Below are 18,934 nucleotides of genomic sequence, written 5' to 3'. Positions count from 1 at the left end.
TATATAATAAAGCATTTATTTTTCTAATATTCCATTTTTTAAAGTATAAATTTTAGAATCGTTATTTAAACTTTCGAAGATTTCTTTTGTTTTTTTATTACAAGTAAATACAAATATTTGATTATTTTTTGAGAATTCTATTAATAATTCGAGTGCTTTTCTTTTTCTATATAAATCAAATTTTATTAGTATATCATCTAATACAACAGGAAGAGATGATGATTTTTTATTATATTCTTCTATGAAAGCAAGTCTTGAAGATAAATATACTTGATCTAATGTTCCATCGCTCCATTTATTTTTGTTTTTTTCAATATTTTTTTTATCTTTTAAGAATAATTTTTCATCGTTATATATTAGTTTATATTTATAATCGGTCATTAATTGAATATTTTTACTGGCTGTATTGAAAACAGCAATTCTGTTATTTTTAAAGAAAGTTACTGTATCATTTATTATATTTTTACTTGTATTTAATTCTAATAATTTTTTTATATTTTTTATTATAGTATTTTTTATATTTTCTCTTTTTTGAATTAATTCTATATATTCTTCAAGATTTTCAAGTTCTATCTTTTCTTTTTCAAAGTTTATATTTTCTTCTTTTAGAGAGAGTTTTTTATTTTTTAATTTTGATATATATTCATCACAATCTTCAATTGTTTTTTCTATAGTTGTTTTATCTATATTTTTTAATATATCTATTATTTCAGAAAAATATTTATTGTTTTTCAAATAGTTATCCATTTGTTTATCTAAATCATTTATATTTTCTTTTAGAATTGTTAATTTTTTAAAATCTTCTGAGACTTTAAAATATTCATCTTCATTTGTTGTATTAGCTTTTTTAAATAGATTTAATATATTATTATCAAGATTTGATAAAAATTCTAATTTATTTTTATAAATAGCTTCTTTTTCTTTTATTGTTTTATCTAAAGAATCTTTTATAGTATTATTTTTTATATTTTCTAATAATTCTTCATGGATATTTTGAATTGAATTTAATTCATATTTTTCTTCAAATTTTGATTTTAAAAGATTTAATTTATTTTCATATTCATCTATAAAAGTTTTTAATTTTTTTATTATATTTTCAGCATTTCTGAATTCCCTTAAGATATTTTTTGAATGATTTATGGAGTTTATAAACCCTTCAAAGTTGAATGGAGTGTATGATTCATCGTATTTTTTTTCTTTTAACCATTCTTTCCATTTATTTTCTATTTCCATTTGTTCATTTTTTAATTTTTGTATTTCATCATTGTATTTTTCTACCAAATTATTCGAATTATTTATTCTTTCATTGGTGTTTTCAATAGAATTTGAATAGTTCATATATTTTTGATAATTTTCATGGGCTTTTTCATTTTTTATTAATTCTAATTCCATTTCTTTTTCTAATATATTTGGATTTATTTCGATTTCTTCTGATATTTGAACTTTTTTTTGGGCAAAATTTTCTATTTGATTATTTATATTTTTTATTTGAGAATATTTTTCATCTATCAGAGCATTATTTTCTTCTATTTCATTTTTCAAATCATTTAATTTAAAATTTTCATTATTGTATTTCATTTTCCCTATTATTATCATAAAAAATGAAAATATTGATATAGATATTCCAGCAATATTATTTAAAAAATAAAAAGTTGCTCCACCAGAAATCATTAATAATATCCAAATTATTATATAACCAGTAGTTCCAAAAAATGTTCCAAAATTATCTTTTTTTGAATTTATTTTCTCAATATTTTGATTTATATGATCAATTTCGTTTTGTATTTCATCTTTTCTTTTTACTAAATTTTCTATTTGAGTAAATATTTTTTGCATTTCAAAAAGTTTTATTTTTTTATTTTTTATGTTTTCAACATTTAAATCATCTATTTTTATGTTACTTCTTTCTTCAATTAATTTATTTTTGTCCAAGTTTAAATTATTTATATTAATTTTTTCGATTTCTAATTGTTTTTCAAGAGTTTTTATTTCTTGGGTAATATCTTGATGTTTTTTCGAAATTTTAAATGCTACATTTCTTGAATCAGATGTTATTTGAGTATCTTCAAGACGGTTTATATTCCAGTCTTTACCGATTATTTTTAATTGTTCTTCTAACTCTAAAGATAAGTTGTTATATTTATCTTTGGCAGTTTCATAATCAATTTTTTTCTTTTTATAATCATAATTATTTTCAAAAAGATATTTTATCAATTCAGAATTTAATAATATATCTTCATTTATTTTTATTGTTTCTTTTTCTGCTTTTAGGTTTTTAATTTCCAAAGATAATTCTTTAATAGTTTTTTCAGTTTCATATTTCTGATTTTTAATGTTTAAATATCTTTCATCTCCGCGAGTTGGGAAACAAGAAGAGTATTCTAATGAACTTATTTCATTTATTAATTTGTTTTTTTCATGAAACATAGGGAAAATTTTGTTTGATATAGAATAAATTTCTTTTTTATTAAAAAAATCTTTTATATTTAAATCTATAGAATTTATCTTTTCAATGTTTTTATTTATTTTATTATTATAATCATCATATTTTTGAAGTTTTATATTTAATTTTTTTATATTTTCATCTAATTCATCTATTTTATCAATCTTTCTATTTATCAATTTTTCTTGATTTCTTAGAGAAATCAATTCTTCTTCTTTTAATTCTATATTTTTTATTATTTCAGTGATTGATTTATTTCCAAGACCAGTTCCAGCAGAAAATATAACATTATTTATATTTTTATCTGAGATATCCAGTCTTTCAAGATCGTTTATATTTAAGGAAAATATTTTATTATATGTGTTGTAATCTATTGAGTTTAAAAAGAGTTCTTGAGGATTTTTATTAACAATTTTTCCATTCTCATCTATTATGGAAAGGCTGTTTTCATATCTTATTATTTTATAATATTTTTCTTTTGAAGTTATTTCTAAATATCCACCAAAATTTATATCTTCATTGGATCTATAATTTAAATTTTCTCCAAAAAAGATATAATTTATAAAGTTTTTTAAGGTTGTTTTTCCAGATTCATTTTCACCATATATTAAATTTATATTTTTATCAAAATTTTCAATATGAAAATTGTTGAATATTCCAAAATTTTCTATAAATAAAGATTTTACTTTCAATATTCTTCACCACCGAGATAGTCAAAAGCTTTTATTAGAGATTTTTCATATATTTTATCGAATTCATCGTCTTTTATATAATTTAAATATTTTTCTATTTTTTTATAAGAATTTTCATTTTGTATATTTTTTAGTATATAATTTTTTGAATTTTGTTTATTGTTTTCATATATTTTTATAGTTCTTGAAATGAAATCATCTGTTTTTTTCCTCATTTCAAAGTCTAAATCCGGAAAAGTTTCATTTTCTATATTTATTAAATTTATTATTGAGTTGCTATATTTTGTTAAATTTTTGTATTCAAAAAAAAGTTTTTCTACATTTTGTTCATTTAAATGTTTATGAAGATATCCTTTGCCTTTTAAAATTATATTTAAAAAAATATATTTGTTTTGATATTTGTTTATCAAATTATTTATATTTGAATCGATTACTTTTTTTAATTCTTCAATATTTTTCAATTTATTTATATGAATATCCAGATTTTCATATATTATATTTGATATTGGATGAAAATCAATGTTTAGAATCCTTTTACCTTTAACTTCAACTAAATAATACCCTTTTTCTCCTAAATCATCTAAAGAATGAGCACTTAAGCTTCCAGAACTTACAATATATGGATCGGCATTTAATATATTGTTTGTATGTTCTGAACCTATTGCCCAATAATTTATAGTATTATTTTTTAAATCATCTATGCTCACTGGATTTATTTTAAAGTTTTCATTTATTTCCATTATATTTGCATACATCATTCCAATTGAAAAAGTTTCGTTGCTCTTATTTGTAAACATATATGAAAGATTTTCTTTAGGGTTAGAATCGTTAAAGCTTATTCCAAATATATTTGCAACTACTTTATCTTTTTTTATAAATGGAAATACTTGAGTTCTTGAATTAGAAAAGTAATTTACATTTTCTGGAATATTGAATTCTTTCCAGAATACTTCTTTTGATTCATCTATTTGACCACCTATAATATATACATTTATATTGAATTGTTTTAAATGATCAAATTTTTCAATTATATGTTTTTTTGCTTTTAAAGAATAAATATTTTTGTTTATTAAATCTCCACTTATCAATATGAAATCAACATCAAAAGCAATTGCATCTGATATTAGTTTATCAAATGTTTTAAAACTTTTAATTTTATTTTTAGAGTCGTTTTCTTGATTTATATCATTCATATAATATAAATCATTTAAGTGTATATCAGAACAGTGTATAAACTTAAATTTAGGTTCTTTCATACAAATCCTCCCAATAATAAATAATGATAATAATAAATACATATTTATTATACCTTAATAATAAACAATTTTAAAATTTTAATATTTTTTTTATAAATTAAAAAAAACCGTTTTTAAAAAACGGTTTTAATATAATTAATTAACCTAAGTATTTTTATATCAAACTAATATATCTAAGTTATGCCCTCTGTTAGGATCTTTAACCATTGGATCTACTTTTGCGCTTTCTATATTTTCCATAACCATGTTACCTATCAATTTTGTTGTATCTAAAGCTTTGCTTGTTACAGAAGTTGAAATTTTCATTGCTGTTTCCATTCCTTGCATATTTGACATCATTGCTGATACACCTTGTACATTCATTATAGCTCCTCCTTTCGGATTCGAATATAGTGTTATTTAATTATAACATATTTTTTTTGTTAGGTTAGCTAATTAAATGTTATAATGATAAATGTTTGGAGGTATTCTTATGAGTAAAATATCAATAAATAAAAAAGTAGGCTTTTTTACTGGTGATACTAACTTAGGTTATGTAAAAAATAATAATGAAATAATTTTGATTGATACAGGATGTAATAGAAAAACTACAAATTTTGTATGTAATTTTATAAAAGAAAATAATTTAAATCTTATAGCAATAATTAATACACATTCACATGCAGACCATTGTGGTGAAAATTATTATTATAGAGAAATATTTAATCCGATTATATATGCAGATGAAAAAGAATCTATTTTTATAGAAAATCCTCAATTAAAAGTCAATTCACAATTTTTAGGTGCAAATGCTCCAAACAGAATCAAAAATAAATTTGTTTTTTCAAATCCTTGTACTGTAGACATTAAATTATCGTCCGATATTAAAAAAATTAAAGTTAAAGATTTTGAATTTGAATTAATAAGAAATGAAGGACATTCTTATGGCCATCTAAGTATTTTATATGATAATGTTATTTTTGGTGGCGATCTTGTGATCTCTGAGGAAATTTTAAATAAACATAAATTATCTTTTTATATAAATATTGATTCATTGATTGAAGGTTTAAATTTGATAAAGAACTATTCAAATTACTTATATGTTCCTTCACATGGAAATATCATAAAAGATTTAAATAAAACAGTTGATTTAAATATAAATAGAATAAAAGATATAAATGATATCATTATAAATATTTTTATTAATAATAAAAATAAACTTTCTTTTGAAGAACTGTATAAAAAAATTTTTGAAAAACTAAACTTAAAAAATTCAACTCCAACAGAATACTACTTTAATATTACAACTATAAATGCTCATATATCTTCATTGATAAATAATAAAAAAATTAAAATTATTATGGATAATCTAATAAAATTGAAGGCAGGGGATAATTTGTGTTAAAAAGATTTGCAGAATATTATAAGCCACATAAATTTTTATTTATAATTGATATGACGGCTGCATTTTTGATTTCAGTTTCTGATTTAGTATACCCTTTAATTTCGAGATATATTTTAAATGATTTGATTCCAAATAAAAATTTAAATAAAATAATATTTTTTGGAATTTTTTTAACAGTTTTATATTTAGTTAGAATGTTTTTAGAATATGTTGTAGGATATTGGGGACATGTTTTAGGAGTAAAGATCCAATATGATATGAGAAAAGATCTTTATCAACATCTTCAAAAATTATCTTTTAAATTTTATGATAATAATAAGACTGGTCATATAATGTCTAGAATAGTAAATGATTTGTTTGAAATTTCTGAAGTTGCTCATCATGGACCAGAAAATCTTTTTATTTCTTCAATCAAAGTAATAGGTTCTTTCATAATTCTTCTGTTTATTAATGTAAAATTGACATTAATAACTTTTGCCATTATACCGTTTATGTTTTGGTTTATGATTTATTATAATAATAAACTTGAAAAAGCCTTTAGAGATTTAAAAAGAAGAACATCAAATATTAATGCTAAAATTTCTGAAAGTATATCAGGCATAAGAGTTGTACAAACTTATACAAATGAAGACTATGAAAATAAGAAGTTTGATGAAAATAATAAAAGTTTAAGAGATGCAAGAAGACAAGCAGTTAAACATATTGGAATATTTGATTCGGTTGTTAATTTTTTTTCTAATATGGCAATAGTTATTAATCTTGTAATTGGAGGAATTTTTGTATACAAAAACATTATAAATATAGGGGATTTTTTTGCGTATTCTATATTAATAGGACAGTTTTTAACACCTTTAAATGTTCTTTTAAGATTTATTGAACAATATCAACAAGGAGCGGCAGGATTTAGACGTTTTTTAGAAATTATGGATACAGAACCAGATATAAAAGATTCTTCAAATGCTTTAAGATTAAAAAATGTAGAAGGAAATGTACAATTTAAGAATGTTACTTTCAAATATGATGAAGGTAAGAATATTTTAAAAAGCATAAATCTTTTTGTTAAAAAGGGTGAAAATATTGCAATAGTTGGTCCTTCTGGTTCAGGAAAAACAACTTTATGTAGTTTAATACCGAGATTTTATGAAATTAGTGATGGAGAAATATTAATAGATCAAATAAATATAAAAAATGTAACTTTAAGATCTTTAAGAGAAAATGTTGGAGTTGTACAACAAGATGTAGTTTTATTTTCTGGTAGTATTTTAGAAAATATAAGATATGGAAAATTGGATGCTTCAGAAGATGAAATTATCGAGGCATCAAAAGCAGCAAATGCTCATGATTTTATTTTGAATCTTGAAAATGGTTATGATACTTACATAGGTGAAAGAGGAGTTAAATTATCTGGTGGACAAAAACAAAGATTATCTATTGCTCGAATGTTTCTAAAAAACCCTTCTATTTTGATACTTGATGAAGCAACTTCGGCTTTAGATAATAAGAGTGAAAAAATTATTCAAAAATCAATAGAAAATTTATCAAAAAATAGAACAACTTTTATAATTGCTCATAGATTGAGTACAGTTAAAAATGCTGACAGAATAATTGTTTTAACAGAAGATGGAATAATTGAAGATGGAAATCATAATGAATTAATAGAAAATAAAGGATTATATTATTCCCTTTATAATAGTCAAAATAATGATTTTATAAAAAGTTAATTATATCAATAAATACCAAAATAAAGCTATTTCATCGTAATTTTCAAATCCTATATAGTATAATTCATCAAATCCTTTTAATTTAAATCCGAGAGATTCATAAAATTTACAAGCTTGATAATTTGTATTTTGAGTTTCAACAAATAATCCGCTGCAGTTATTCATTTTTGCCCATATTTTTGAAGATTGAATTAATTTATTACCTATACCTATATTTCTAAAATTATTTGAAACCCTTATATCCATTATATTAACAAAATTATTCCAGCTTTTTTTTAGTGTTATTGAACCAACAATTTCTTTTTTTAAGAAAGCAAAGTATATACACCGATCTTCCATAGTAATAAATTTTTCAAGTTCAAAATCAAATGAATAAGATTTTTCATATTGATCTATTCTTTGTAGGTCATAATATAAATGAGAATCTTTCATTTTTGGTACAACTTTAAAATTAGATATGAATTTACTTTCTATTATTTTAAATAAATTTAAGTTTTTTTGTTTTAATTTTTCTATTCTTATATTCATTAAATCACCTCTCAAACTATACTATGTCAATTATACATCAAATATTTTTTTGTATGTTACTTTTTTGTGTATTGAATAGTTTATGTGATATAATATTTGTGTAACACTTCTTCGGGGCAGGGTGAAATTCCCGACCGGCGGTAAAGTCCGCGAACCTTTTTGGTTGATCCGGTGTAATTCCGGAACCGACAGTAAAGTCTGGATGATAGAAGAAGAATAAATATATTTATATATATTTTTTCAATTTATATAAATTTAAACCCCGGAGAAATCCGGGGTTTTTTGTTATATATTTAAATTTTGGAGGTGATTTAAATTAAAGAATTTTATATGAGAATGGCTTTAGAAGAATCCAAAAAAGCTATTGGATATACTAATCCTAATCCTTTGGTTGGAGCAATTATAGAAAAAAATGGACATATTCTTTCAAAAGGATATCATAAATATTTTGGTGGTGATCATGCCGAAGTAAATGCTATAAAAAATGCATTGAAAAAAGGTCATGAGATAAAAGATTCAAATATTTATATAACTTTAGAACCTTGTTTTCATTATGGTAAAACACCTCCCTGTGTTGATGAAATATTAAAGTATAAATTTAAAAAAGTATTTATTGGGATCAAAGATCCTAATCCAAAAGTTAATGGTAAAAGCATAGAAAAACTCAGAAAAAATGGAGTAATTGTTGATGAAGGAATATTAAAAGATGAAATAACAGAATTAAATAAATTTTTTATTAAAAGTATGAATTATTCTATACCATATATAAATATAAAATATGCACAAAGTTTAGATGGGTTTATATATAATGATTCAATTAAAGGTAGATTTACATGTAAAGAATCCTTAATTGATGTTCATAAAATGAGAAAAAAATATCAATCTATTCTTGTAGGTGCTGGAACTATTTTAAAAGATAATCCTAAACTTAATTTGAGATATTTAGAAGGTATTTCTCCAATAAGAATAGTAATTGATAAAGATTTTGATATAAAAAGTACTGACTTTAATATATTTAATATTCCAGGTAAAAATATTATTTTTACTAATTCTAAAAATTATATTTGTGATTCAAAAATAACAAAAATTGTTTATATAAAAGATTTTAGTATTTTAAATATTTTGAAAGAAATAAATAAAATGGATATTAATTCTGTACTTGTAGAAGGCGGCGGAAAAATAATTTCTTTATTTTATGATTATTCAGATGAAATAAATGTTTATATTAGTAATAAAATATTTGGAAAAGGTATTTCTCCTTTTGAAAATTTAAAAGAAATTAAAGAATTTCATATTAAGAATAGTTTTATTATTGGAGAAAATATCAAGTTGGAGTTGAAAAGATGTTTACGGGAATAATAGAAAAAAAATCAGATTTTAATATTTTTAACAATAAGATTGTAATAAATAATTTTTCAAAAGAAATAAAATTAGGAGATTCTATAGCCCTTAATGGAGTTTGTTTAACTGTAGATTCTTTATCAGAAAGTAAATTGCAATTTACACTTGGAGAAGAGACTAAGAAAATTACAAATATTAATATATCCAAAAAATTAAATATAGAAAGAGCTTTAAAGTTTAATGGAAGACTTGATGGTCATATTGTAACTGGTCATATAGACGGTATGATAAGATTTTTAAATTGTAAGAAAATTTCTGATACTTATTATATGGAATTTAAAATGCCAAAAGAAAATTGGGCAATTGTAAGAAAAGGAGCAATTGCACTAAATGGAATTAGTTTGACTATTGCCGAAAAATATATGGATTCTTTTGTAATTCAAGTTATTCCACATACTTATTTAAATACAAATTTATTTGATTTGAAGATGTATGATTATGTTAATTATGAAATTGATATTTTAAATAGATATGCGAGAGGTGAAAAGTATGGATATTGAAAATATAAAAAAAGATTTTGAATTAGGTAAACCGGTTATTATATTAGATACTAAGAGAGAAATAGAAGGGGATATGGTATTTCCATCTGAATTGATGGATGAAAAAATTATAAATTTATTTATACAAAAAGGTAGAGGATTGTTATGTACAGCAGCAGATGAAAATATCCTTTTGGATGGAGGTTTTATAAAACTTCCATCTAATAATAAAGAAAAATTTTCCACAAATTTTTATATTCCTATTGATTATAAGCTTTCAAACACAGGTATTTCTTCTATTGAAAGAGCGAATACTGTATCTGTTTTATCCGAAAATCCAAATATAGGACTTTTTGCTTATCCTGGTCATGTTAGTTTGATTGGTGGAAGAGGTCTTAATAATAGAAAAGGTCATACAGAAGCTTCTATTGAATTAATGAGTATTTTAGGATATAAAAGATTTTCTTCTTTTGTAGAAATAATAGATGATAATGGAGAGTCTCATAATTTAAAATATATTGAAAATCTTGCAAAAGAACTTCAAATTAGAGTAATTACTATTGATGAAATTTATGAAGAATATATAAAAAGAGTTCAAAATATTTTTATGGTTTCAAAAGCAAAACTTCCAACAAAATATGGAGAATTTGAGATAATAGCTTTTAAAAATAATCTTGATAAAAAAGAACATTTTGTCATAAAAAAAGGTGATTTTTATAATAAGATACCTTATGTGAGAGTTCATTCTGAATGTGTAACAGGTGATGTGATGAGTTCATTAAAATGTGATTGTGGAAGTCAATTAAATAATTATTTAAAGTTCATATCAGAAAATGATGGGATTTTAATTTATATGAGACAAGAAGGTAGAGATATAGGAATAACAAATAAAATTAAAACCTACGCTCTTCAAGATAAAGGTGTAGATACTTATGATGCTAATGAGGTAATAGGACTACCAGCAGATAATAGAGACTATTCAAATGCTGCTCAAATTCTCAAAGCTATGGAAGTAAATAAAATAAAATTATTAACTAATAATCCAGATAAAATAAAACAATTATCTAAGTATGGTATAGATATAGAAGAAAGTATAAATCTATATGGAGAAATTAATGAATATAATGAATTTTATTTGAAAACAAAAAAAATTAGATTTAATCATAATTTGAATGTTTAAGGAGGTTATTATGAATATATATGAAGGTAAATATAATGGATTAAATAAAAAAATAGCAATTGTAATTTCAAGGTTTAATTCTACAATCACAGATAATTTATTAAAAGGTGCAAATGATTGTTTAATAAGACATGATGTCAAAGAAGAGGATATAGATGTTTATATTGTTCCTGGAGCTTTTGAAATTCCACATTTATGTAATAAAATTTTAGATTCAGAAAAATATAATGGAATAATAGCTTTAGCATGTATTATAAGAGGGGATACATATCATTTTGAAATTGTTTCAAATGAGGTTTCAAAAGGAATAGCTCATTTAACATTGAATTCTAAAATTCCTATAAGTTTTGGAGTTGTAACTTCAGATACATTAGAACAATCTTTTAATAGATCAGGATTAAAATCTGGAAATAAAGGATTCGATGCCGCTTTATCTTTGCTTGAAATGATTAATATAGATAATTTGATTTAATAAAATTAACATATATCACATGATTTGTAAATAAAAATATTGTAAAATATCAAAAAATAAAAGGAGGAAATAGTATGAAAATGCGATATCACCGAAGATCATTTGAAATGAATAATTATTTTATCATACTATTGACTTCATGTTCATTATAATCATTTTTTGAACTAATTTTTGTATATCTAAATATATTTTTAATATAAAAGTGGAAGTCTTAGTATGACTTCCATTTTATTTTATATAAGGAGGTATACAAATGTTTAAAAAACGGAGTTTTCAATATAATGAAAAAGATTAAATTTATATTGAGAGGAGATTTTAATGAATTATTTAGAAACTTTGAGTTTTATTTTTATAGAAAATGAAAGATATTTATATATTTTAAAAGGTTTAGGTTTTTCACTTTCTGTTACATTTTTTGCGGCTTTAATTGGATTAGGATTGGGGATATTAATTGCTTTTTTGAGATTGTTTGAATTTCACCCTTTTAAAAAATGGGGAATATTTCTAAATCCTTTAGAAAAAATAGGAGAATTATATGTTAATCTAATAAGAGGTACACCAGCTGTTGTTCAATTAATGATATTTGCAAATTTAATATTTGTTGGATATCTTAAAAATACACCTATATTTATAATAGCTTCTATTTCTTTTGGTATAAATTCATCTGCTTATGTTTCTGAAATTATAAGATCTGGAATACAAGGAGTTGATAAAGGCCAAAAAGAAGCAGCATATTCATTAGGTCTCAGTTATTCTATGACTATGAAGAATATAATAGTACCTCAGTCCATTAAAATTATTTTACCAACATTGATAAGTGAATTTATAACTTTGCTTAAAGAAACTTCAATTGTAGGATTTATTGGTGGCATGGATTTATTAACCTCTTCTAAAATTATAACAAGTCAGACATATAGAGGTATTGAACCTTTAATATTAGTTGGAATAATTTATTTGATTTTAACTTTTATTTTTACAAAGATAATGAAAAAAATAGAAAAAGGAATGAAAGTAAATGATTAAAATAAAAAAATTAAATAAATATTTTTCTGATAAACATATTTTAAAAGATATAAATATTGAAGTTAGAAAAGGTCAAAAAGTTTCAATAATTGGTCCTTCTGGTTCTGGAAAATCAACTTTAATAAGATGCATAAATTTATTAGAAATTCCAGAAAGTGGTGAAATATATATTAATGGCACTAATATTTTAAATGAAAAAAATATTAGTAATATAAGAAAAAATATAGCAATGGTTTTTCAAAATTTTAATTTATTTAACAATAAAAATGTTTTAAATAATATAATTTTGGCTCCGATTTTATTAGGCCTAAAAACTCAAAAAGAAGCTGAAAAAAATGCATATGAATTACTTGATAAAGTTGGACTTTTAGATAAAATAAATTCATATCCATCTCAATTAAGTGGTGGGCAAAAACAAAGAGTAGCTATAGCGAGAGCTATGGCTATGAATCCTGAAATAATACTTTTTGATGAACCAACTTCTGCACTTGATCCAGAAATGGTTCAAGAAGTTTTGAATGTTATAAGAGATTTATCCAAGGATGATATAACTATGCTCATTGTGACACATGAAATGAATTTTGCAAAAAATATATCAGATGAAATTTGGTTCATGGATGAAGGAAAAATTATAGAAAAAGGATCACCAGATATATTATTTAATAATCCAAAAAATAAAAGAACTTTAGATTTCTTAAATAAAATTAATTTAAAATAGGGAGTTGTTGATATATGAAAAAATTTTTACTTAGTATTTTATTGACTATTATGGCTATTTTTTTAGTTTCATGTAATGAGAATAATATTATATATGTTGGAACAAATGCTGAATTTCCTCCTTTTGAATATTTTGATAAAGATAAAATAGTTGGTTTTGATATAGATTTAATAAATGAAGTTGGGAATATATTAAATAAAGAAATAAAGGTTATACATATGGACTTTGATGGTCTTTTACCAGCTTTACAGAGTAAAAAAGTTGATATGGTAATTGCAGGAATGACCGAAACTGAAGAAAGAAAAGAAAATGTCAATTTTAGTAATTCTTATTATGAAGCCAAACAAGTAATAATTATAAATGAAGATAATAATTATATAAAAAGTTTTGAAGATCTTGAAAATAAAAATGTTGGTGTTGTTTTAGGTTTTACTGGAGATGCTTTGATGACAGAAAAAGATAATTCAATATTAAAAAGATTTTCAAATGTTTATTCTGCTGTATTAGATTTAAAAAATGGAAAAATTGAAGCTATAGTATTAGATTCAGAACCAGCTAAGAATATTATAAAAAATAATGAAGGTATAAAAGTTGTAAATACTGATTCATTGAAAGAAAGTTATGCAATAGCCTTTAGAAAAGATGATGAAAATTTGATGTTAGAAATAAATAATGCTTTAAAAAAATTAGGAGAAAATGGAAAATATAAAGAATTAATAGATAAATATTTTAATTAAAAAAAGCAGTTCATTTTGAACTGCTTTTTTAATTATTTGGATTTTCCTTGATTTGCAACGGCATTCATTGCTGCTTTTATAGCTTCTTGATCTCCCAAATAATAATGTTTAATTGGTTTTAAATTTTCATCTAATTCATAAACAAGAGGTGTTCCTGTAGGAATATTTAAACTAACAATTTCTTCTTCTGATACATTATCTAAATATTTTACTAAAGCTCTTAATGAGTTACCATGAGCAGCAATTATAACTTTTTTTCCTTCTTTTATTGTAGGAGCTATTTCTTCATGCCATAAAGGTAAGAATCTTTCAACAGTATCTTTCAAACATTCTGTTAATGGTAATTCTTCTTTTGAAAGATTTGAATATCTTCTATCTTTTCCGGCATATCTTTCATCATCTTCTGTTAAGGCTGGAGGTTGTATATCATAACTTCTTCTCCAAATTTTCACTTGTTCATCTCCATGTTTTTCAGCTGTTTCTGCTTTATTTAAACCTTGTAATGCACCATAATGTCTTTCATTAAGTCTCCAATCTTTAATTACTGGTATCCAATCTTGATCCATTTCATCTAAAACAAAGTTTAAAGTTTTTATAGCTCTTTTCAAAACTGAAGTAAAAGCTATATCAAATTCAAAACCTTCTGATTTTAATAGTTTTCCACCATTTTTAGCTTCACTAACACCTTTTTCGGAAAGGTTAACATCTGTCCAACCTGTGAATTTGTTTTCTTTATTCCACTCACTTTCGCCGTGTCTTATTAATACTAATTTATACATATTATTCACCCCTTTAAATGATTGTGAAAAATTAGAACATACAATATATATTATATAAGAGATATTTTACAAATAAAATACTTTAAAGGAAAAATAATATTATATATGATAAAATATTTATAGAATAACTTTATGGGGGGATTTAAAATGAACATATTAGAATATATTAAAACTAAATTTAATTTAAAGAATACTGCTTTATTATGTGTTGATTGCCAAAACGGTTTTACTGAAAGATGCCCATCAGAACTTCCAGTTAAAGGAACTGATGAGTTTTGGATAAAAGATATTAATAATTTTGTAAAAGATATAAAAAAAGAAGGTATAAAGATTTTTTCAAGTAAAGATGATCATCCGAAAAATCATATTTCATTCAAAGAATGGCCAATTCATTGCGTTAAAAGCACATTTGGTAATCAGCTTTTCATAGAATACTATGATTTTTTATTTCAAAAGGGAACATCTGAAGAATTTGATAGTTATTCTGCATTTTATGATGATTATGAATTAAAAAAATCAAATGGTCTTGAAGAAAGGTTAAGATTAGAAGATATAGAAAATCTTATAATCTTAGGACTTGCAGGAGATGTATGTGTTAAAGAAACAATAAAAGATGCATTAGACAAAGGTTTTAATGTAATAGTTTTAAAAAAATTTGTTAAATCTGTTAATAAAAAACAAATTTCAGAAAATTTAAGTAAAGATGTTTTAGATGAGATAGAAATTATTTAATTTAAATATTTAAAAGAAACAGAGATAATATAATGATAAAAATACCTATTATTTCTATTTTTTTCAATCTTTCTTTAAAAAATAGAAAACTTATTATATTTATTATTAAAATACTTCCTATTGAATAAATTGTGAAAGCTATAGAGGTTTTTATATAATTTAAAGATAATATTAAAAAATAAGATGAAAATAAATTAGGAATTCCTACTGATATACCAGTAAGAATTTCTTTTTTTGTTAATTTTTTTAAATCTTTTTTTGAAAAAATTAAACTTATCAAAAATGCTGATATAAAAACAAAAAATAGAAATATACTTTTAATTTCTGTTTTAGCATATTTTTGGAATAATTTATTTGAAAATTCTGCCATTCCACCCGTTAATAATAATAAAATTAATAAATAATTAAAATTCTTTTTTTCATTTTTATTTGGAATATTTATTAGAAATATAGAAGTTAAAGATAAAATTATACCAAAAGATTGGATTTTAGTTGGATATTCTTTCCATAAAATTATTGATATTATCATTGGAACAAGAATTCCAATTTTTGAAAATGCACCAGATAATGAAGCTCCATTTTCTTTAATATTTATTTGATAAAGTAAAAAAGATAGAAAAAAGAATAATCCAGCAGGAACTCCTATAATTAAGCTCCATATGAAACTTGAACTATTACTTAAAATTAAGTTGGGGGTTTCTATTACATTTTTAAACTCATTAAAAAAATTTATGTTATTTTCAAAATTAAGTGGGATTCTTAAAGACATAATCCCACTTATTATTGAGGCAGTTGCATAATTAAATGTTGTAACATTTAATCTACTTTGAGAATTGAGTTCTGATACTTTAAATATTATTGCTATTGAAGAACTAAAAAATATTGCTATTATTAAATATATCAAAATAACACCTCAATTAATTTTTTAACATCAAATACAAAATACCAATATATTCATGTAATGCACTTGCTGTAGCTTTTAAAAATTCCATCTTTGGCAAAAAATCATACCAACTTAATTCTGTTCTTGAAAGTTGATAATCTGTAGGTATTGGTATTAAATTTTCTTCAAAATATTTTTCGAATATTTTCATAGACCTTGGTAAATGTACAGCTGAAGTAACTAAATATATTTTATCCTTATTCAAAGATTTAGCTATATCAGATGCAAATTTAGCATTTTCTTCTGTGTTTCTAGCATTTATTTCTATAAAAATATCTTCTGGTTCAACTCCCATTTTTATCAATGTATCTTTCATAACAAAAGCTTCCGGAAGATTTTTTGTCCCTTCAATTTTTCCTCCTGTTACTATTATGGGATATCTTAAATTTTTATACATTAAATATGATTGATATATTCTTTGCATAGATGAATCTGAAAGTTGATTTGTGTTTTCTGAAATATTAGATATTATTCCACCACCAAGTGTCAGTATTATACCATTATCATTTGAAAATTCTTTACCTTGAAGTTTAAATGGAGGATATTTATTTTCTAAAGGATAAACAAGCATTCTTGAAAACCAACCAGTTGAAATTATATATATTATTATCAATATAGAAAGAAGAAATTTTCTAACACGTTTCTCTTTTTTTAAGTAGTATAAAAACATTATAAAACATATCAATATAAAAATTCCGGGAATTTCAAAAAGGGAACCAATAATTTTGTAAAGGATCATAAAACCACCTCATGAATAAATTTATTAATACTCCAAACATTATATAAAAACCAAAAGGTATTTTAGCTTGTTCTTTTTTAAAATTTAAAATAATTATCAATATGATACTAAATATTATTATAAAAAAAATTTCATATCCAAAATATAAACTTAATACTGTTAAAAGTTTTACATCTCCAAATCCCATTTTTTTCTTTTTATAAAAATTTAGAAGTAATAAAAAAATTATTATTGAAATTATTAAATTATAAATAGAAAAATTAAATAAAGATACAATTAAAATTATTATTACAGAAGTATCTGGAATTATGAATTTTTTATAGTCAATATATCCAGCAAATATTATAGAGTTTATAATAATTATATCAAAGAAATTTTCAAATAAAAAGAAATGAATTAAATTTATACAAAAAATTAAAGTGCCCAACAGGCACTTTTTTTTAAAAGTCATATCAGTTCTAATTCCTTTAGTTCATCTTTATTTAAAACAGCATTGAAAGAATCTTTTAAGCCATATATATACCATGAGTATTCATCTTTTAAGTTTTTAAAAATTTTTTTAGCTTTTTCTATTTCGCCAGATTTAAAATATGGTATAACTAATAAAAGTTTGAAATGTTCATTGTTTTCAGATCTTTCGATGAATTTTTCTATAAATTTTATGACTGTTTTATTTTTATTGTTTTCTATCATTAATTTAGTCCATATCTCTATATCACTCTCGTATTCCGGAATAGAATTTAAAATTTCGTTTAAAAGACCTTCAGCTTCTATATTTCTTGATAATTCTTTATATATATTTGAAAGTTGGAATTTTCCAAGTATACTTTTTGGAAATCTATTTAAAAATTTTTCTAAAATGTTTGCTGCTTTATCATATTTGTCTACTTCCATATAAGCATCAGTTATCATAAAATAAGTTACATAATTATTAGGAGCAAGTTCTATTTCTTTTTTCCAAATTTCAGCCGCTTTATCATATTCTTTTAAATTAAAATAAGCCTCTCCTAGTTCAGACAAAGCGGCAATATTCCAAGGGTCTATTTTTGCAGCTTTTTCGAGAGACTTTTTTCCATCTTCAAAATTTCCTTCTTCAATTAGAATAGATCCTAAAAGTTCATATGCAGGGGCAAAATTAGAATCAATATCTAATGTGAAGTATAATATTTTTTTTACTATATCAAAATCTTTTTTATCAGCTCTATCCAAAACTATATCTATTAAACCATTTAAAGAAACATGATTAAAATCATTTATTTTTATATTGAATTCTTCCATATAGGATAAAAAATCATTAAAAATAAAAGGACTTGTTATGAAGTTAGAATTTATACCTGGAATATTATCCATGAGAACTTTTAACGTTTTACATTCATTTATAAAGTCTTTTTTTTCTTTTAAATCTACCATCATAAGATCAAAATCGCCTTCATATAAATATTCAGAAAGTAATAATGGAAAGGGTGTTCTATCTGTTATAGTGTAAACCTCTCCATTTAAGTTCACGTTTACAATGTTCTCCATATAAATCTCCCCCTTTGAAGTATGTAAAAAAATCTTCATAATAATTTTACCATACTTAACAAAAATTAAAAAATTTGATTATATTTTAAAAATTAAAATATAGTGCTATAATTATATTTAAATTATAATAATTCAAGGAATTTATATATAGTTTTATAAATAATATTAAAATATAAAAGGAGT

The 18,934-nt window shown here is 22.5% G+C and carries 19 protein-coding genes and 1 riboswitch; of the genes, 10 read left to right on the top strand and 9 right to left on the bottom strand.

Annotated features, from left to right (window positions below; translation table 11 throughout):
• Positions 1 to 15 precede the first annotated feature (15 nt).
• The 3 genes from PWP28_RS08025 to PWP28_RS08015 all read right to left on the bottom strand — a co-directional run bounded on the left by PWP28_RS08025 (position 16) and on the right by PWP28_RS08015 (position 4,754).
• Positions 16 to 3,135, bottom strand: a complete 3,120-nt coding sequence (locus PWP28_RS08025; RefSeq protein WP_264150125.1) for an AAA family ATPase — start codon at positions 3,133 to 3,135, stop codon at positions 16 to 18.
• Entirely contained in the window at positions 3,132 to 4,391 is a 1,260-nt protein-coding gene (locus PWP28_RS08020) for a metallophosphoesterase (RefSeq protein ID WP_158274724.1), read from the bottom strand. The genes PWP28_RS08025 and PWP28_RS08020 overlap by 4 nt, the downstream gene beginning before the upstream one ends.
• Before the next feature lie 159 nt (positions 4,392 to 4,550).
• Positions 4,551 to 4,754, bottom strand: coding sequence for a putative motility protein (locus PWP28_RS08015; RefSeq protein ID WP_109603457.1), 204 nt, complete (start codon positions 4,752 to 4,754; stop codon positions 4,551 to 4,553).
• 109 nt (positions 4,755 to 4,863) lie between these two features.
• Between PWP28_RS08015 and PWP28_RS08010 the strand changes: the two genes are divergently transcribed.
• Both PWP28_RS08010 and PWP28_RS08005 read left to right on the top strand, forming a co-directional pair.
• On the top strand, positions 4,864 to 5,775 hold the full coding sequence (locus tag PWP28_RS08010; RefSeq protein ID WP_264150127.1) for an MBL fold metallo-hydrolase: 912 nt from the start codon (positions 4,864 to 4,866) through the stop codon (positions 5,773 to 5,775).
• Entirely contained in the window at positions 5,769 to 7,496 is a 1,728-nt protein-coding gene (locus tag PWP28_RS08005) for an ABC transporter ATP-binding protein (RefSeq protein WP_109603455.1), read from the top strand. Before PWP28_RS08010 ends, PWP28_RS08005 begins: the two co-directional genes overlap by 7 nt.
• On the opposite strand, the gene PWP28_RS08000 is transcribed toward PWP28_RS08005, so the two are convergent.
• Positions 7,497 to 8,024 (bottom strand): GNAT family N-acetyltransferase, encoded by a 528-nt coding sequence (locus PWP28_RS08000; protein ID WP_109603454.1) that lies wholly within the window; start codon positions 8,022 to 8,024, stop codon positions 7,497 to 7,499.
• Positions 8,025 to 8,127: 103 nt separating this feature from the next.
• A riboswitch (FMN riboswitch) is annotated at positions 8,128 to 8,242 on the top strand.
• 112 nt (positions 8,243 to 8,354) lie between these two features.
• Here PWP28_RS08000 and ribD point away from each other — a divergent pair.
• The 7 genes from ribD (at position 8,355) to PWP28_RS07965 (ending at position 14,034) form a co-directional block, all read left to right on the top strand.
• On the top strand, positions 8,355 to 9,383 hold the full coding sequence (ribD, locus tag PWP28_RS07995) for a bifunctional diaminohydroxyphosphoribosylaminopyrimidine deaminase/5-amino-6-(5-phosphoribosylamino)uracil reductase RibD (RefSeq protein ID WP_264150128.1): 1,029 nt from the start codon (positions 8,355 to 8,357) through the stop codon (positions 9,381 to 9,383).
• The gene (locus tag PWP28_RS07990; RefSeq protein WP_109603452.1) at positions 9,368 to 9,925 is read left to right on the top strand and encodes a riboflavin synthase; all 558 of its coding nucleotides are present in this window, start codon (positions 9,368 to 9,370) and stop codon (positions 9,923 to 9,925) included. Before ribD ends, PWP28_RS07990 begins: the two co-directional genes overlap by 16 nt.
• Positions 9,915 to 11,084 (top strand): bifunctional 3,4-dihydroxy-2-butanone-4-phosphate synthase/GTP cyclohydrolase II, encoded by a 1,170-nt coding sequence (locus PWP28_RS07985; protein ID WP_264150129.1) that lies wholly within the window; start codon positions 9,915 to 9,917, stop codon positions 11,082 to 11,084. The genes PWP28_RS07990 and PWP28_RS07985 overlap by 11 nt, the downstream gene beginning before the upstream one ends.
• A gap of 10 nt (positions 11,085 to 11,094) precedes the next feature.
• On the top strand, positions 11,095 to 11,556 hold the full coding sequence (gene ribH, locus PWP28_RS07980; RefSeq protein ID WP_264150130.1) for a 6,7-dimethyl-8-ribityllumazine synthase: 462 nt from the start codon (positions 11,095 to 11,097) through the stop codon (positions 11,554 to 11,556).
• Between the two features lie 318 nt (positions 11,557 to 11,874).
• On the top strand, positions 11,875 to 12,579 hold the full coding sequence (locus PWP28_RS07975) for an amino acid ABC transporter permease (RefSeq protein WP_264150131.1): 705 nt from the start codon (positions 11,875 to 11,877) through the stop codon (positions 12,577 to 12,579).
• Entirely contained in the window at positions 12,572 to 13,297 is a 726-nt protein-coding gene (locus PWP28_RS07970) for an amino acid ABC transporter ATP-binding protein (protein WP_109603448.1), read from the top strand. Before PWP28_RS07975 ends, PWP28_RS07970 begins: the two co-directional genes overlap by 8 nt.
• 14 nt (positions 13,298 to 13,311) lie before the next feature.
• Complete coding sequence (locus PWP28_RS07965; protein ID WP_109603447.1) at positions 13,312 to 14,034, top strand: basic amino acid ABC transporter substrate-binding protein; 723 nt, start codon at positions 13,312 to 13,314, stop codon at positions 14,032 to 14,034.
• A gap of 32 nt (positions 14,035 to 14,066) precedes the next feature.
• On the opposite strand, the gene gpmA is transcribed toward PWP28_RS07965, so the two are convergent.
• The gene (gene gpmA, locus PWP28_RS07960) at positions 14,067 to 14,813 is read right to left on the bottom strand and encodes a 2,3-diphosphoglycerate-dependent phosphoglycerate mutase (protein ID WP_264150134.1); all 747 of its coding nucleotides are present in this window, start codon (positions 14,811 to 14,813) and stop codon (positions 14,067 to 14,069) included.
• Between the two features lie 147 nt (positions 14,814 to 14,960).
• Here gpmA and PWP28_RS07955 point away from each other — a divergent pair, with 147 nt between their 5' ends.
• Positions 14,961 to 15,545, top strand: coding sequence for an isochorismatase family protein (locus PWP28_RS07955; RefSeq protein ID WP_308644543.1), 585 nt, complete (start codon positions 14,961 to 14,963; stop codon positions 15,543 to 15,545).
• Position 15,546: 1 nt separating this feature from the next.
• Here the strand turns inward: PWP28_RS07955 and PWP28_RS07950 are convergent, their stop codons facing one another.
• From PWP28_RS07950 to PWP28_RS07935, 4 genes are read right to left on the bottom strand one after another with little or no spacing between them, the layout of a single operon-like run.
• Positions 15,547 to 16,449: an SMR family transporter gene (locus PWP28_RS07950; RefSeq protein WP_109603444.1), complete on the bottom strand. Its 903-nt coding sequence runs from the start codon at positions 16,447 to 16,449 to the stop codon at positions 15,547 to 15,549.
• A gap of 13 nt (positions 16,450 to 16,462) precedes the next feature.
• Positions 16,463 to 17,227: a YdcF family protein gene (locus tag PWP28_RS07945; protein WP_109603443.1), complete on the bottom strand. Its 765-nt coding sequence runs from the start codon at positions 17,225 to 17,227 to the stop codon at positions 16,463 to 16,465.
• A complete protein-coding gene (locus PWP28_RS07940; RefSeq protein WP_264150135.1) occupies positions 17,193 to 17,654 on the bottom strand; it encodes a prepilin peptidase in 462 nt (153 codons plus the stop codon). Before PWP28_RS07940 ends, PWP28_RS07945 begins: the two co-directional genes overlap by 35 nt.
• Before the next feature lie 20 nt (positions 17,655 to 17,674).
• Positions 17,675 to 18,751, bottom strand: coding sequence for a lipopolysaccharide assembly protein LapB (locus PWP28_RS07935; protein ID WP_109603441.1), 1,077 nt, complete (start codon positions 18,749 to 18,751; stop codon positions 17,675 to 17,677).
• Positions 18,752 to 18,934 lie beyond the last annotated feature (183 nt).

Source organism: Oceanotoga sp., assembly GCF_030445905.1.
Classification (GTDB): domain Bacteria; phylum Thermotogota; class Thermotogae; order Petrotogales; family Petrotogaceae; genus Oceanotoga; species Oceanotoga teriensis.
This window is presented reverse-complemented; position numbering and strand designations above follow the sequence as displayed.

Bases quoted from the DNA above. Each gene is read 5' to 3' on its own strand.
- PWP28_RS07990 (WP_109603452.1), top strand. From the start codon at position 9,368: ATGTTTACGGGAATAATAGAAAAAAAATCAGATTTTAATATTTTTAAC.
- PWP28_RS07935 (WP_109603441.1), bottom strand. From the start codon at position 18,751: ATGGAGAACATTGTAAACGTGAACTTAAATGGAGAGGTTTACACTATA.
- PWP28_RS08015 (WP_109603457.1), bottom strand. From the start codon at position 4,754: ATGAATGTACAAGGTGTATCAGCAATGATGTCAAATATGCAAGGAATG.
- PWP28_RS08000 (WP_109603454.1), bottom strand. From the start codon at position 8,024: ATGAATATAAGAATAGAAAAATTAAAACAAAAAAACTTAAATTTATTT.
- PWP28_RS07945 (WP_109603443.1), bottom strand. From the start codon at position 17,227: ATGATCCTTTACAAAATTATTGGTTCCCTTTTTGAAATTCCCGGAATT.
- ribH (WP_264150130.1), top strand. From the start codon at position 11,095: ATGAATATATATGAAGGTAAATATAATGGATTAAATAAAAAAATAGCA.
- PWP28_RS07970 (WP_109603448.1), top strand. From the start codon at position 12,572: ATGATTAAAATAAAAAAATTAAATAAATATTTTTCTGATAAACATATT.
- PWP28_RS08020 (WP_158274724.1), bottom strand. From the start codon at position 4,391: ATGAAAGAACCTAAATTTAAGTTTATACACTGTTCTGATATACACTTA.
- ribD (WP_264150128.1), top strand. From the start codon at position 8,355: ATGAGAATGGCTTTAGAAGAATCCAAAAAAGCTATTGGATATACTAAT.
- PWP28_RS07965 (WP_109603447.1), top strand. From the start codon at position 13,312: ATGAAAAAATTTTTACTTAGTATTTTATTGACTATTATGGCTATTTTT.
- PWP28_RS07975 (WP_264150131.1), top strand. From the start codon at position 11,875: ATGAATTATTTAGAAACTTTGAGTTTTATTTTTATAGAAAATGAAAGA.
- PWP28_RS07955 (WP_308644543.1), top strand. From the start codon at position 14,961: ATGAACATATTAGAATATATTAAAACTAAATTTAATTTAAAGAATACT.
- PWP28_RS07985 (WP_264150129.1), top strand. From the start codon at position 9,915: ATGGATATTGAAAATATAAAAAAAGATTTTGAATTAGGTAAACCGGTT.
- PWP28_RS08010 (WP_264150127.1), top strand. From the start codon at position 4,864: ATGAGTAAAATATCAATAAATAAAAAAGTAGGCTTTTTTACTGGTGAT.
- gpmA (WP_264150134.1), bottom strand. From the start codon at position 14,813: ATGTATAAATTAGTATTAATAAGACACGGCGAAAGTGAGTGGAATAAA.